The sequence below is a fragment of the Methanosarcina mazei S-6 genome (assembly GCF_000970205.1).
Classification (GTDB): domain Archaea; phylum Halobacteriota; class Methanosarcinia; order Methanosarcinales; family Methanosarcinaceae; genus Methanosarcina; species Methanosarcina mazei.
This window is the reverse complement of sequence record NZ_CP009512.1, coordinates 2,919,024-2,932,493: the sequence shown is the minus strand read 5'-3', so window position 1 is coordinate 2,932,493 and position 13,470 is coordinate 2,919,024. Positions and strand designations below refer to the sequence as shown.

Here is a 13,470-nt window from a genome sequence, read left to right as displayed (position 1 = left end):
AAGGGACTACATGCAGGAGAGAAATCTTTTCACAGATCAGGGGTATAGGGATTGCTGTGAGATTTATGAAAGAGAAAAACTGGAAAACCTCGAACTGTATCCAGAAGTAAGGGACACACTTGAGGAATTGAAGAAACTTGGTTTCAGGCTTGTAATTATAACAGATGCCGACAGGCCCCACGCTCGTGCAAGGCTTGCAAAAGTAGACCTTCTTGATTGTTTTGACCTTCTCGTATCTGCAGATATGACAGGCACAAAGAAACCGGACCCTGCCCATTTTCTCTTTGCTCTTGATGCTCTCGGGATAAAGCCTGAAGAAAGTCTCGTAGTTGGCGATAGCATAAAAAGGGACATGGCTCCTGCTCGCAGATTGGGCCTGAAAACTGCTTATGCTTCATACGGAGACTGGAGGCAAGCAGAAGAAACAGAAAGGTGTTTTGACTTCCAGCTAAATGTATTTCAGGACCTGATGAAATGTATCTATATATTTAATAGGTCTCAGGTTAAAACAGATCCTCCAGGCAAAAACGGACTTAACAGGCATTAAAATATCGAAGGATGAACAGTAAAAGTAAAGCAGAAACCAAATAAAATGGTTTTGAAAGGAAAAGCATTTCTTAGAATAATATTTTAAAAACTTCTTGAAGGGAGTTTCAAAAATTTCTCAGAAACATGTTCTAAATATTTCTGAGAATGATATTCTAAAAAAGATACTTTCGCAGAAAGGCAATTAAATAAGCAGAAAGGTAATTAAATAAGCAGAAAGGTAATTAAATAAAAGATGATTTTAGCCGTTATACCTGTTACTTGAATTTGTTTTTCGGTCAACGGCTTTCTGTCTCTCCCACAGTTTCTCGGGGAGGACTCTCCACTGGCAAGGCTGCTTAAATAAGGTCTGAATATATTGGATTTATGTCTACTGCCCTTTCGTATGCTTCCATCGCTTTCTGGTGTTTTTTAACCCTGTCATATACTATTCCTTTACCAATCCAGGCTTTCGTAAAGCTCGGGTTGATTTCTATTGCTCTTTCAAAAGCATCAAGTGCTTCTTTATATTTTTCCAGGTCTCTCAGGGCAATTCCTTTGTTATACCAGAACCTTGAATTTTCAGGATTTGCTTTAATTTTGTTATCAAAAATCTCGACTGCTTTTTCTATATACAATTTTGCTTCATCGGTTTTTCCGAGCCAGCGCAAAACTATTCCTTTGTTGTACAGAGCTTTCCCGTTACTCGGGTTTAACTCAAGTGCCCTGTTAAACGCATCAAGGGCTTCATTGTAGCTCTTTATTTTGCAAAGCCCCATGCCTTTTTTACACCACTCGCTTGCACTCATTGAGTTAATGTCATATTTCTTTGAATAGATCTGGATGGATTTTTCGAGGTCATCCATCGCGTCTTCATATGCCCTCATCTCCCTGAGTGCCATCCCTCTTCTATACCATACCTCAGGGTCTTCCGGAGCAAGAGTTGCTGCCTTATAAAATGAGTCAAGAGACTCTTCATACTGCATAAGGCCAAGAAGAATTTCAGCTTTGAAACACCAGACTCTGGCATCAGCAGGGTTGATCTCAAGAGACCTGTCAAAAGTTTGAAGAGCTTCTTCGTATTTCATCAGGTTCTTAAGAGCAATTCCTTTGCTGAACAAAATTTTTGCGTTGTCAGGGCTTATTTCCAGAGCCTTATCGAATGCATCCAGAGCTTCACCGTACCTTTTTAATTCTTGGAGTGCAATGCCTTTATTATACCATTCGTTCGAAGTCATAACTCACCACACCTTTTTTGACTACATTTTCCACCGTTTACCACACATCACTTTGAACAACAATATTATATGCTTTCAGAGCGTTAAATGCATTTTGTACTTCAATTCCTTACCTAAAATAAGGATAAATTAATAGTAATCCATAATAGCTTATGATGTATCCTTTTTTAAACATTTTGAATTATTCATATACAGTTTCATTTTAAAAATAGAGTTCCCCAGTCCTGATTTCGTGTCTAGTCTATTTTTAGCAAAATTGTAATATTTAATCATTAACTTAATAAATGTTATATTCTCTTATTAATATAAATTTCCAGTTGGCTCTCTATATTCCTTTTTTTTGTGCAAAAGCAAGCCCTATTTTTTCCCAGAAAGCTTTTTCTGAAATCCCTGTTAAGGTTGCGCAGATTTCTCTGAAAAACAGACAATCTTTACTCCTGGCTTCAAAAGCTGTTATTGCCTTCACCATATCCTGAGGTTGCGGCATATCTCCAGGAAAACTTAATTCCCTATTTAATTTTGGCGGCATAAATACATTTTTAACAGCTAGTCTGGCTCTGGCCGGAAAATCCAGATTTTAATAAATCTATGATTTTAAAACAAAGATAGGCTTAAAAATTCATAATATAGAATTTGCAAAAAGTAATCTTCATTAAAATAATTGTAAACTATGTGCTGTATATTCAATAATCTGTGTAATTAAAATTTATCTGATCTACTCAAGCGTATATTTATCTTAATTGATAATATGGATGTAAAGGCTTATTCATCGGGTATTTATTAGAGAGGCATCTTAAGAAGTGAATAAATTATATTCTTAAGATGTCCATATGAAATCCGATATCCCAATCTTAATTTTTTATTAACTCTATCAGGTCTGAAAAGGGAAAGAAAGGAGATTTCGCCTTTTTCAATCTAGATAGTTTGCAGGATTATCACCGATTCTCGATAATAAATCATTTTCAGGATTTAAATACGGCTACGTCTCAAAACCATTCCAACTCTGGCTCTCAGTTCCAGAGTATTGAACGGTGTGGAAATAAAGTCATCGGCTCCGGACTTGAAGGCTTTAATGCTGTCTTCTGCTTTATTTCTTTCACTCAGGACCATAATAGGAATCCACCAGCATTTCGGATTAGCCTTAAGCTGCCTGCAAATCTCAAAACCGTCTGCATTAAGGGAAGCTGTATCAAGAAGTACAATGTCAGGTCTCTCTTCTTTTACGGTTTCAAGGGCTAATAAGGCATCTGAGACATTAACGACATTGTAATTTTCAGCTTCCAGCTCATTTCTGAGGTTATGGTAGTTATTATGCCCATTACCCATTATCAGGATTTTATCCCTGACGTCCCTCAGGTCTGCAAGCCGGGCTTTTACCGCATCTTCCGTAATTGAAAGCGTACGTGCAATATTCTTCTCGCTTATTTCTGGCTGTTCTTTTATAAGTTTTAATATTTCATGGTTAAGAGTATTGTTATACATTTTCCCTCCACCTCATACAGTATATATTTTCTTAGTTATTAAACATTTCTCAAATTTTAAAACGAAGAGTGTATCCAAAAATGTACACAGTAATTCGAGGGGAAGCGGAGTTATCCAAATATTTAGAGGATTTCATATGAATCGCCTGATCACCCAATTGGGAGATAAGTTTATAGCCATAAATAGCAAGTTAATATTGGAAATAAGAATCACTTACGGAGAACAGCCACCTCTGAGATGATAACAATGGATCCACTTGAAAAGATTTTTGGAAAGACTGCACAGATGACCGTCCTTAAAAACCTCATCGAGCACCAGAATGAATCAACGTATTTATCTGGAATAGCAGAAGAAACAGGCCTGTCGCACTCCAGCGTGTCAAGAGTAATTACCCCTCTAATAGAGTCGGGTATTGTAATAGAAAAACCTCTCGGCAAGCAGATCCGGACCTTCCAGCTGAACATGGAAAGCGACGCGACAAAATTGATTATAGATTTTTACAATAAAATCAATCAGATGCTGGAATAAACCTGAAATAGATCCCTGACGTCTGAGCCAGGACAGCAAGATTTTCTGTCCTTTCTAGTTTGCAAAAATAGTGTTCACTTTGTATAGTGTTCACTTTGTATAGTGCTTACTTTAGATAGTGTTCACTTTGTATAGTGCTTACTTTAGATAGTGCTTACTTTAGATAGTGCTTACTTTAGATAGTGCTTACTTTAGATAGTGCTTACTTTAGATAGTGCTTACTTTAGATAGTGCTTACTTTAGATAGTGCTTACTTTGTATAGTGTTCATTCGGATTAGTGTTCGTTCTGGATTTACTTTTGAGGCGAGCTTTCTTTATCGTCCTCCTGCCCTGGTCATTTTTTACAATACTTTTCTTATTCTTCTACATTTTTCATCTAATTTTCTCAATGTATTCATATGCGGCTGTGGCTGCAATTGCCCCATCTCTTACCGCTGTTACAAGTTGCCAGATGGGAGTATCACGACAATCTCCTGCTGCATAAATCCCTTTCTCTGAGGTTTCCATCCAGCGGTCTGTTTTGATGAAGCCTCCTTCATCTTTTTCAACATCCACGAATTCGGTATTCGGGTGGATTCCTACATAGATAAAAACGCCATTGGTAGAAAGCTCACGGGTTTCTCTACTGTTAACATCTTCCAGGATAATTTTTTCGACTTTTTTAATTCCTTCCCTGGTCCCAACTATTTCCAGGACGTGCGAATTGAGTATTAACTCGATATTTGGAGTTCCGTCAACCCTGTCCTGAAGGACCCTGGCAGCTTTCAAATGGTCCCGCCTGTGGACAAGATATACCTTCTGGGCAACTTTTGACAGGAAAAGAGCATCTGTAACAGCGGAGTTGCCGCCTCCTACGACGGCTACAATTTTGTTTCTGAAAAAAGGCCCGTCACATATCGCACAGTAGGAGACTCCCTTACTGATCAGCTCTTTCTCTCCCGGAACGCCAAGGTGTTTTGGATTTGCGCCTGTGGCAATTATTACGGCTTTTGCCTCGAGGTCCCCACTGTCCGTTGTAATAATTTTCTTTGTTCCTTCAGACCTGACTGAAAGAACCTCTGTAATTGTGGTTTTTACCCCTACCTCCTGAGCATGTGTTCTAAATCTTTCCATGAGTTCAAGCCCCGAAATCGATGGAAAACCGGGGTAGTTCTCCACAATATCCGCCATTGAGATCTGGCCGCTGATCTCATTTCTCTCCAGAATAAGGGTATCAAGTCCATAACGCACAGCGTAAATCCCTGCAGTAAGTCCCGCAGGTCCCCCTCCTATAATAATCAGGTCGTACATATATAACCTCCAGAAAATAGAAATGTGTTCAAAAAGTAAATTTTAATCTGCTTTCATGTAATACGGGCTATTGCCTCGGCTTTTTTAGGAAGCCCTGTAAAAGCAGGTTCCCCGTCTATAAGAGTTGTAGGAACGCCAACTATGCCGTATTTATCAATTAGGGCCTGTCCTTCCTGGCTTTCTACATCAATTTCCTCATACTCAAAATCATATTTTGATTTAAGGTCGTTCCAGAACCGACGCGTCGCTGGGCAGGCAGTACACCAGGTGGCATGAATAAGTGTAACCTTTACCGTAGAAAGATACCTCCAAAAACTAAGATTGTAATTCCCATTTCTATTATTAATTTCTAGATATAAATACGTTGAGCGAATCTGTAATTCTAAAAACAAAGCTGAAGACTCCCCGGATAAGCCGTGGCGCCAAAAGCTTTAAACCAATAAGCTCCTAAAGCGGGTTATGCTCACATTTATAGGGCTGGGCCTTTTTGATGAATACGATATCTCCTTAAAAGGACTTGAAGCTGTTAAGGAAGCTGACCTGGTATACGCTGAGTTTTACACATCCTGTCTCATGGGAACAAACCCTGAGAAAATGGAAAAGCTCTACGGAAAGAAGGTTCATTTACTCTCAAGGGAAGATGTGGAACAGCACCCTGACTGGCTTGATAATGCCAGAGACAAAAAAGTAGCTTTCCTCACCGGTGGAGATACAATGGTCTCCACAACACATGTTGACCTGCGCCTCAGAGCTGAAAAGCTCGGGATAGAGACCCGTCTGATCCACGGGGCGTCCATCACATCAGCTGTTTCAGGGCTAACAGGGCTACAGAACTACCGGTTTGGGAAGTCTGCAAGCATTCCCTATCCTTATGAAAGCAGGCGAGGGACGAAAGTAATTTCTGAAACCCCTTATGATACCATAAAGCAAAATTCTTCATTCGGGCTTCATACTCTTGTTTTTCTGGATATCGATAAAGATAAGGGATTTATGTCCGTTAACATCGCCCTTAAGCTTCTCCTTGAAGTTGAAAGTAAAAGGGGGGAAGGAGTGATGGATAGGGCTGTTGCTGTGGGAATAGCAAGGGCAGGCTCGGAAAAGCCTGTAGTAAAAGCTGGTTACGCAGAGGACCTGAAAGGTTTTGATTTTGGAAAGCCTCTTCACATCCTTGTGGTTCCGGGAAAACTGCATTTTCTGGAAGCTGAAGCCCTTGTGAAACTTGCGGATGGGCCTGAAGAAATCATGGAAAACATTGAATGAAACTGAAAAAAATCTGTTGAGCAAAGAATAGCTGAATTACTGTATACACTTTCTGGTGGTCAAAATGCCTGCCGATTTGAATGAAAAGGTTAACCGGTACGAAGATATGTTAAAAAGAGCACTGCAAAAAGCAAAGTATGCTCCGATCCCGAACTCCCATATGCATGAGGTAGCAAAGGATTACTATACAATGGCAGAAGCTTACTATAAAGATGGAATCTACTTTCTTGAAAACGGGGATCCTGTAAATGCCCTCGCTTCCTTCAGTTACGGGCATGCCTGGCTCGATGCAGGAGCAAAACTCGGGGTTTTCGCGGTGGATGATGAAACCCTTTTTACAATATAAATAAGGCACTGAGACTTATTACAGAAAATTAAAACTATAAATTACAGAAAATTAAAACTATAATTCAAATTAAAAATCCAAAAGATTAAACTGAAAAACCATATAATACGTAAAACTTATAAATACAAACACGTATTCGAAGCCAGAATAATTAACATACTTTACTCTATTCTTTAGATTTCAATATTTTTCCCTATTCCGGGATAGTTAAAAACGTATACTATAATTACGGTGGACAATTATGAAGAACTTTCATGTGGTACTTGAAGCAGCTTGGTTGGTTAGAGATGTAAAAACGGCTGATGATGCGATAGGGGTTGCAATTTCCGAGGCTGGAAAGCGCCTGAACCCCAAACTCGATTTTGTAGAGGTAGATGTGGGAACCACATCCTGCCCGGTATGCGGTGAGCCTTTTAGCAGTGTTTTTATAGCAGCAAACACAGCACTTGTAGGGCTTATTTTCGAAATGAAGGTTTTTGATGCCGAATCTGCAGAACATGCAGAAAGGATTGCAAAATCCGTCATAGGGAAGTCTCTCCGCGATGTTCCGTTGACAGTTGTCGAAGTTACGGAATTTGAACGGTCAGTCGAAAAAGGTGAACAGCAGCAAAAAGGCAAGGCAAACAAATAAACAGGCTTCCTTCCTTTATGTGTGATGTGCCGCGGCAGAGGAAGGTGTACCTGTACGACTTCTTATTATGCAGGCAGCTTTGCGTAGCCAGGGATCAATTAAACCTCTGGCTGAATAAAATCTGTCCTGATATCTGCCACGGCAGAAAAGGATAAAATCAGTAATTTTATCTTTTTCTGAGTTTTTACTTTATTTGTCTTTTTAGAATATATCCCAATCCTAAAAAATTTCCGGGCTTCTCCCAGACCTGAAAAAGAGGAAACTGCATGGACAGAATTATCTCCGTTGTGGGGCATACTGCTCTTGATTATATCGTAGATGTCGAAAATATCGCAGGAAAAAATGAGTCTTCCCCTGTAATTGACTATGAAGAATACCCCGGGGGAGGGGCTGCAAATATCGCAGTTGCGATTGCAAAGCTGGGAGGAAAAAGCCAGCTGATATCTCCTGTAGGTACGGACTTTTCAAGCTCGGGGTATGAAAAGCTTCTTAAAGAGGCATATGTTGATCTTTCCCGCCTTTATACTATTGAAGACAGAAAAATCTCCAAGGCTTTCATTTTTACGGACAGGGAAGATAACCAGACCACATATTTTTACTGGGGAGCTTCCTCAAAATTCAAAGAGCTGGAACCTGAACCTGTGGATTTTGTTCATCTTGCAACAGCGGACTGTGTCTATAATGCAAAAATAGCGCAGATTGCAGGTTTTGTATCCTTCGACCCGGGACAGGACCTTGTCACTTATTCAAAAGAAAATCTTGAGACAATTCTCGCCCACACTGACATTCTTTTTGCAAACAAGCATGAAATCAAAAGGGTCTCAGAGATGACCGGAAAGAGTTTTTCCGAACTCAGGGATATGATTGATGTCATTGTTGTCACTTATGATGCCGAAGGCAGCATAATCTACAGGGGCGGTGACCAGTGGTCAATCCCTGTAGTTTCTGTAAAGGCTTTGGACCCTACAGGAGCAGGAGACGCCTACAGGGCAGGTTTTCTGCTTGCATACACAAGAGAGTATTCCCTTCCAACCTGTGGAAAAATCGGGTCAACAGTGGCTTCTTTTGCCGTACAGTCAAGGGGTTGCCAGACCAGTCTTCCGACATGGGAAGAAATGAAGTCCCGCTACGAAGCCAGTTTTGGAAATCTGGGAGCAGAAATTTAAGTTCGCAAAAATAATTGGAGCGGGCTGCTGAGAAAGGAAAGACATATAAAATATTATAATGATCCACACATTATAACTCGCGGATTATAACCTGGAAGTACAAAGAGAATAAAACCACGGAAGAGGATGCAGATGAAACTCGCAGCACTGGTCTCTGGCGGCAAGGACTCGATCTTTGCTATCCAAAAAGCCCTTGATGAAGGGCATGAGGTCACCCACCTCATAAATATTATCCCGGCAAGGGACGACTCATACATGTACCACTCAATTAACCTTCACATGGTAGAACTGATTTCTGCCGCCAGTGAAATCCCGCTGATACAGCAGCAGTCCAGCGGAATCAAAGAACTCGAACTGGACGACCTTACCCTTGCCCTCAGGAAAGTGAATGTCGATGGGGTGTCTGTAGGTGCTATAGAGTCTCAGTACCAGGCAAGCAGGGTTCAGAAGATCTGCGATTCCCTGGGGCTCAAGGTCTATGCCCCACTCTGGCACAGGGATCCCGAAGAGCTCCTTAATGAGATGTCAAAAGTTCTTGATATCAGGATTGTAAGGGTCGCAGCCGACGGTCTTGATAAGTCCTGGCTTGGGCGCCCTATTAATGTTAATTCCATCGAAAGCCTCAAAGCTCTCAACCGCAGGCGTATGGTCCATATGGCAGGGGAAGGAGGAGAATATGAAACTGTTGTCCTTGATGCTCCTTTCTTTAAAAAGCGCATAGAAATAGTAAAAAGCGAAATTGAATGGGAAGGCGACACCGGCACTTTAAAGATTCTGGACGCACGACTCGTCGATAAAAACTGATTTCCAGGCAGTCAACAATCCTGTGAAAACAGGAAAATTTACTTTTTTAGCCTGAACTCATAAATCTGAGTGTATCCAGGAATTTTAAATCAATCTCTTTTATTATCATTTAGTTGATCCCAAAACTCATAATTTGCCTCTGGATCTTGTACTTAAGTAATAAATCGAGCTTCTCATTGTGAAAACAATCCTTGACTATTCTGGGAATTAGATTAAAACTGGGTTTTGGGATGGACTCCCCATTAAGTACATTTTAGATTCACTCTGTAAAAAAGAAACTAAATATTAAAAAATAGTTTGAGAATTTTAAAAACATTGAAAAATATTTTGGAATCTGGTAAATATTAAAAATAGTTTGGGAATTTAACTCCATGGCGGGAAGTCTCCTTCCTTGGAGACTATCAAGCCAGCAAAAAAAGGCATTTCAATTTCCGAGAAAAAATTGAAAGCAGTAATTCCCGGTGTTATCAGGGATTTTCAATTAAATCCAGGATCCTAAGGGCAAGGTACGCCCCATTTGCCCCGTTGTCAATTCCTACACTTCCGACAGGCACTCCCGGAGGCATCTGGGCTATGGAAAGAAGGGCGTCAAGCCCGCCGAGTTTTGCACTTACAGGCACGCCTATGACAGGTTTTTTAGTCTTGGAGGCCACGACTCCGGGAAGAGCTGCTGACAAACCCGCTATGGTAATAAAGACTTTTGCGTCCGTATTTGATATATAGATATCAAGCTCGTCAGGGTTTCTGTGGGCAGAAATGACCATTACTTCGTAAGTGTACCTGGTTTTTTCAATTACTGAAACCGCACGGTTGGCGATTGCCCTGTCGGACTCAGAACCCATAATCAGTGAAATATCAACCATTTTTTACTCCTTTGAGAAAGGTCAGGGCAGGCTTCCCTTTCCACTCAGTTCATTCTGGCGTTCGATGCTCATCCTGATAAGGATTTCAAAAATTTCCTTTACCGACCCTACATCGAGGTTGAGCTCGGTTGCAGTATTTAATGTCCTGTTGATTACAACCTCATTTTGCTTACGGTCATTTATGGAAGTTCCATTTATTCTTTTTGATTCAAGCACTTTTTCAGCAAGGTTAACCCTTTTATCAATAAGGGAAAGGATTTCCCTGTCAATCTCCTCTATTTCTTTGCGGACAGCTTCAAGTTCACTCAAGAGGACCCCTCCCTGTTAAAGGATATTGCGCCACTGTTATTTATACTGGTTTCTATGACTCTTCCCTCCATGCCGCAGCTTTCCCACGCAGACTTAAGTTCTTTTACCTGGTCAGCTTTTACCAGGGCTGCATAAGAAGGGCCTGTCCCTGAAAGGCTGACCCCTTTTACTCCGCATTCCAGAGCCCTGAGCATATACTCCGTATCAAACCCGAGAGCTCCGCAGTAAAGAAAGCCGTTAAGCGTCATTGCGCGTTCATAATCTCCTGCGAGAGCAAGCTCGTATGCCATTTCCACATATGGTGCTATCAGCCGTGAACGTTTTACATTCGTGTCCGCGCTGAAAGCCTTTTTTGATGGGGCGAATATAAGGACTCTTGAATCGGCTTCTTCACGTTTGATGAGTTTCATATTCCGGTTATCGGTAATTACAATACCACCCAGAAAAGAAGCGCAGGCATCGTCAAATGCTCCAGTGACAGTAACTCCCACTTCTTTTGCAGCCCTTACACCCAGTTTTATGATCTCAAGAGAGGGCATTGTTTCCCCCACTGCATGAAGGGTCGCAAGGACTGAAGCGTTTGCTGCTGCACTGCTGCTCTTAAGCCCTCCTGCAAGGGGGATTTCACTCCATGTCCTTATCGTGCCTCCAAGTTCCAGCCCGAATCTCCCAAGGACAAGTTCCACGCAGCGTTCTATAAGGCGAGTATCTCCTTCAGGCACCTCTTTGATTGAGCCGGTAATCACAGATTCGCTTTCAGAAAGTTCCACATCTGCAAAGGTTTTTAGATCTATTCCAAATGCTGCGCCTTTCCATGTAGCTATCGCATTTATTATCGTTCCAGCTCCGAAAGCGCAGGCGTGCCCTTCAAGTGTCATTACGTCCAGAATGCTCTGCTCTTTAATATTTTTTACCTCCGTCCGGAGAAAAGTGAGGTTTAAATACAGGACTCTGGATTTATTCCTCGTAATGAAAGACTCCTCAGAATATAAATAGTAAATCCGAATAGTATATACATTATGTTCTTATCTAAACACTATAAATATTCTACATATTAAGTAAGAATCATTCAGTTCTCAATCACTTCCAGGATAATTCTAAGCAAGCAAAAACGGGGAATCCATATAGAGACAAGAAAAGTACAGCAAACAGGCGGATCCACTTATATCATTTCCCTCCCTAAACAGTGGGCCGAAAAAATGGGAATTGAAACAGGGACAAGAGTCTCCATGCAGGCTCAGCCAGACGGTAAACTGCTAATCGACCCTATTCTTGAAGGACGAACAATAAAAACAAAACGGATTGACGTAACGGGCTATGAAGCAAAAGCTCTCGAAAGGGATATTATTGCTGCGTACCTTTACGGCTATGACAGGATAGAGTTTACCTCAAAAAGAATACTCTCCGAGCAAAAACAGGTCATCAGAAAGGTTTGTTACAAGTTAATAGGTCCTGAAATCATTGAGGAAAGCTCAAACTGTGTTGTCATCCAGGACCTTCTCAACCCAAATGAGCTCCATATAAAAAAAGGCATACACAGGATGTTCCTGATCACAGGCTCCATGCAAAAAGATGCCATAAGAGCCCTCAAGACTGGCGATCACGACCTTGCTCTTGATGTAAGCCAGAGGGACGACGAGGTTGACAGGTTATGCCTCCTTATTTCCAAACAATTTCGTTCCATCCTCTGCGGAGGAAGGATGCCTGATTCTGCGGAAACGAGCATAGAGGAATACCATGATTTCAGGATGGCGGCAGGTCCTATCGAAAGGATAGCGGACCACTCCCAGAGGATGGCAACCGTTGCGTCAAAAATGAAGGAGCCGGTAAGAGAAGACGTGATGGAAGTCATAGAAGACCTCAGCAGCACGTATATGAAGCTGGTAGGGCAGGCAGTGGACGCCTTGTATAACTCTGACACCACACTTGCTAACCAGGTAATAGACAGTATAGATGACATTCATTCACGTGTAAGAGAACTGCGTTCCTCCATTCTTAAACTGGAGTCCCATGAAGCCATGATAGCCCTCGGGACTATAGTAGATAGCCTTTCAAGAATAGGAGATCTTGGAGCCAATATAGCTGAAATAGCTATAAATTCTGCAATCAGGGATAAATAATATTCTTGTACAAATTCGTAATAATTAATAATATTTCCGCAAAAAACTCGTATACTTTCTCAAAATAAACTGATGTGCGTAACAGAAACGTTTTCAAAATATAAGTTCTTTCGCCATCCTGAAAATTATTTTAATAAACTTATGTTATGCCTCAGCTCTCTTTTATGATCGGTATATAGAGAATTTTCTTTCTCTATAAGAATCCTTTACCTCCAAAGAAATTATATGAATAATTCTCTTTTTTAAATAATGCGAGTAAGGAAGATTCTACCTCTGCCGCGTTCTTTCTCATTTAGTTATCAAAGTAGATATAAAATTAAAGCACTAAAAAAAAGTGGACGGTTTCATCCAGTTTTCATTCTTGTTCAAACTGTCTGGAGGGACTCTGCTAAAACAATTTTCAGGATTATTTATGAGAAACTGCGCGGAGAACAGGACAAATTAACGCATGAATGCGGTGAGCTGGATTAAAGCAAAAGGTTCTGAGTATAGCGTTTTCAGGATAATGGGAACGGGAGAAATACAGGAGGACCAGATTAATGAAGATTTTAAAATCCTTAACAGGATAATGATGATTTATATTTTTAAGGTATGATGAATAAAAATAGGAAAAGATATAAAGGAAAGTACAGAAAATCAGTAAAACATAAAAATTTAATAGTAAACGAGTTTCAGATAGACTGAATACTCTCTTTACAAAAAATTTTTGCTAAATATGTTCCGGGGATCAGGCGATAAGAAGTAATATATTTATATTCTGGTGTTCTTTCACGCAGGCACTTCCTATTTTTTATATAGGAAAAACCTAGGTTTGCTATTTATTCCAGATATGCTAAAAAAGAGAACTCAGTATCTTTAATTTCCCGATTCCCACAGCTTAACAAGTGGAAATTATTTATATGCCAGG

17 protein-coding genes are annotated in these 13,470 nt (G+C 40.6%); 9 read left to right on the top strand and 8 right to left on the bottom strand.

Annotated elements, in window-relative coordinates; translation table 11 throughout:
* The first annotated feature begins 10 nt into the window (after positions 1-10).
* Positions 11-547 carry an HAD family hydrolase gene (locus MSMAS_RS12555; protein ID WP_230633257.1) on the top strand — a complete coding sequence of 179 codons (537 nt, stop codon included), beginning with the start codon at positions 11-13 and terminating at the stop codon, positions 545-547.
* Between the two features lie 337 nt (positions 548-884).
* Here the strand turns inward: MSMAS_RS12555 and MSMAS_RS12550 are convergent, their stop codons facing one another.
* The 3 genes from MSMAS_RS12550 to MSMAS_RS12545 all read right to left on the bottom strand — a co-directional run bounded on the left by MSMAS_RS12550 (position 885) and on the right by MSMAS_RS12545 (position 3,245).
* On the bottom strand, positions 885-1,763 hold the full coding sequence (locus tag MSMAS_RS12550) for a tetratricopeptide repeat protein (RefSeq protein ID WP_011034274.1): 879 nt from the start codon (positions 1,761-1,763) through the stop codon (positions 885-887).
* Positions 1,764-2,088: 325 nt separating this feature from the next.
* The gene (locus tag MSMAS_RS18945; protein ID WP_155395268.1) at positions 2,089-2,250 is read right to left on the bottom strand and encodes a hypothetical protein; all 162 of its coding nucleotides are present in this window, start codon (positions 2,248-2,250) and stop codon (positions 2,089-2,091) included.
* Positions 2,251-2,732: 482 nt separating this feature from the next.
* Entirely contained in the window at positions 2,733-3,245 is a 513-nt protein-coding gene (locus tag MSMAS_RS12545; RefSeq protein ID WP_011034275.1) for a response regulator, read from the bottom strand.
* A gap of 246 nt (positions 3,246-3,491) precedes the next feature.
* Between MSMAS_RS12545 and MSMAS_RS12540 the strand changes: the two genes are divergently transcribed.
* Positions 3,492-3,773: a MarR family transcriptional regulator gene (locus MSMAS_RS12540; protein ID WP_011034276.1), complete on the top strand. Its 282-nt coding sequence runs from the start codon at positions 3,492-3,494 to the stop codon at positions 3,771-3,773.
* Between the two features lie 373 nt (positions 3,774-4,146).
* Here MSMAS_RS12540 and trxB read toward each other — a convergent pair whose 3' ends face one another.
* Both trxB and MSMAS_RS12530 read right to left on the bottom strand, forming a co-directional pair.
* Positions 4,147-5,064, bottom strand: a complete 918-nt coding sequence (trxB, locus tag MSMAS_RS12535; protein ID WP_011034277.1) for a thioredoxin-disulfide reductase — start codon at positions 5,062-5,064, stop codon at positions 4,147-4,149.
* Between the two features lie 53 nt (positions 5,065-5,117).
* Complete coding sequence (locus tag MSMAS_RS12530; protein WP_011034278.1) at positions 5,118-5,456, bottom strand: glutaredoxin family protein; 339 nt, start codon at positions 5,454-5,456, stop codon at positions 5,118-5,120.
* 67 nt (positions 5,457-5,523) lie between these two features.
* On the opposite strand from MSMAS_RS12530, the gene dph5 reads away from it, so the two are divergent.
* The 6 genes from dph5 (at position 5,524) to MSMAS_RS12505 (ending at position 9,271) form a co-directional block, all read left to right on the top strand.
* Positions 5,524-6,324 carry a diphthine synthase gene (dph5, locus tag MSMAS_RS12525; RefSeq protein WP_011034279.1) on the top strand — a complete coding sequence of 267 codons (801 nt, stop codon included), beginning with the start codon at positions 5,524-5,526 and terminating at the stop codon, positions 6,322-6,324.
* 64 nt (positions 6,325-6,388) lie between these two features.
* On the top strand, positions 6,389-6,670 hold the full coding sequence (locus tag MSMAS_RS12520) for a DUF357 domain-containing protein (protein ID WP_011034280.1): 282 nt from the start codon (positions 6,389-6,391) through the stop codon (positions 6,668-6,670).
* A gap of 241 nt (positions 6,671-6,911) precedes the next feature.
* The gene (locus MSMAS_RS12515; protein WP_011034281.1) at positions 6,912-7,301 is read left to right on the top strand and encodes a DUF555 domain-containing protein; all 390 of its coding nucleotides are present in this window, start codon (positions 6,912-6,914) and stop codon (positions 7,299-7,301) included.
* Between the two features lie 26 nt (positions 7,302-7,327).
* A complete protein-coding gene (locus MSMAS_RS19815; protein ID WP_268988860.1) occupies positions 7,328-7,456 on the top strand; it encodes a hypothetical protein in 129 nt (42 codons plus the stop codon).
* A 111-nt stretch (positions 7,457-7,567) separates the two neighbouring features.
* A complete protein-coding gene (locus MSMAS_RS12510; protein ID WP_011034282.1) occupies positions 7,568-8,467 on the top strand; it encodes a carbohydrate kinase family protein in 900 nt (299 codons plus the stop codon).
* A gap of 132 nt (positions 8,468-8,599) precedes the next feature.
* Complete coding sequence (locus MSMAS_RS12505; RefSeq protein ID WP_015412489.1) at positions 8,600-9,271, top strand: diphthine--ammonia ligase; 672 nt, start codon at positions 8,600-8,602, stop codon at positions 9,269-9,271.
* Positions 9,272-9,738: 467 nt separating this feature from the next.
* On the opposite strand, the gene MSMAS_RS12500 is transcribed toward MSMAS_RS12505, so the two are convergent.
* From MSMAS_RS12500 to MSMAS_RS12490, 3 genes are read right to left on the bottom strand one after another with little or no spacing between them, the layout of a single operon-like run.
* A complete protein-coding gene (locus MSMAS_RS12500) occupies positions 9,739-10,134 on the bottom strand; it encodes a 5-(carboxyamino)imidazole ribonucleotide mutase (RefSeq protein ID WP_011034284.1) in 396 nt (131 codons plus the stop codon).
* A 21-nt stretch (positions 10,135-10,155) separates the two neighbouring features.
* A complete protein-coding gene (locus tag MSMAS_RS12495; RefSeq protein ID WP_011034285.1) occupies positions 10,156-10,443 on the bottom strand; it encodes a chorismate mutase in 288 nt (95 codons plus the stop codon).
* The gene (locus MSMAS_RS12490) at positions 10,440-11,321 is read right to left on the bottom strand and encodes a shikimate kinase (protein ID WP_011034286.1); all 882 of its coding nucleotides are present in this window, start codon (positions 11,319-11,321) and stop codon (positions 10,440-10,442) included. Before MSMAS_RS12490 ends, MSMAS_RS12495 begins: the two co-directional genes overlap by 4 nt.
* Positions 11,322-11,567: 246 nt before the next feature.
* On the opposite strand from MSMAS_RS12490, the gene MSMAS_RS12485 reads away from it, so the two are divergent.
* Positions 11,568-12,563: a phosphate uptake regulator PhoU gene (locus MSMAS_RS12485; protein WP_080503064.1), complete on the top strand. Its 996-nt coding sequence runs from the start codon at positions 11,568-11,570 to the stop codon at positions 12,561-12,563.
* Positions 12,564-13,470 lie beyond the last annotated feature (907 nt).

Bases quoted from the DNA above. Each gene is read 5' to 3' on its own strand.
- MSMAS_RS12555 (WP_230633257.1), top strand. From the start codon at position 11: ATGCAGGAGAGAAATCTTTTCACAGATCAGGGGTATAGGGATTGCTGT.
- MSMAS_RS12550 (WP_011034274.1), bottom strand. From the start codon at position 1,763: ATGACTTCGAACGAATGGTATAATAAAGGCATTGCACTCCAAGAATTA.
- MSMAS_RS18945 (WP_155395268.1), bottom strand. From the start codon at position 2,250: ATGCCGCAACCTCAGGATATGGTGAAGGCAATAACAGCTTTTGAAGCC.
- MSMAS_RS12545 (WP_011034275.1), bottom strand. From the start codon at position 3,245: ATGTATAACAATACTCTTAACCATGAAATATTAAAACTTATAAAAGAA.
- MSMAS_RS12540 (WP_011034276.1), top strand. From the start codon at position 3,492: ATGGATCCACTTGAAAAGATTTTTGGAAAGACTGCACAGATGACCGTC.
- trxB (WP_011034277.1), bottom strand. From the start codon at position 5,064: ATGTACGACCTGATTATTATAGGAGGGGGACCTGCGGGACTTACTGCA.
- dph5 (WP_011034279.1), top strand. From the start codon at position 5,524: ATGCTCACATTTATAGGGCTGGGCCTTTTTGATGAATACGATATCTCC.
- MSMAS_RS12520 (WP_011034280.1), top strand. From the start codon at position 6,389: ATGCCTGCCGATTTGAATGAAAAGGTTAACCGGTACGAAGATATGTTA.
- MSMAS_RS12515 (WP_011034281.1), top strand. From the start codon at position 6,912: ATGAAGAACTTTCATGTGGTACTTGAAGCAGCTTGGTTGGTTAGAGAT.
- MSMAS_RS12510 (WP_011034282.1), top strand. From the start codon at position 7,568: ATGGACAGAATTATCTCCGTTGTGGGGCATACTGCTCTTGATTATATC.
- MSMAS_RS12505 (WP_015412489.1), top strand. From the start codon at position 8,600: ATGAAACTCGCAGCACTGGTCTCTGGCGGCAAGGACTCGATCTTTGCT.
- MSMAS_RS12500 (WP_011034284.1), bottom strand. From the start codon at position 10,134: ATGGTTGATATTTCACTGATTATGGGTTCTGAGTCCGACAGGGCAATC.
- MSMAS_RS12490 (WP_011034286.1), bottom strand. From the start codon at position 11,321: ATGACACTTGAAGGGCACGCCTGCGCTTTCGGAGCTGGAACGATAATA.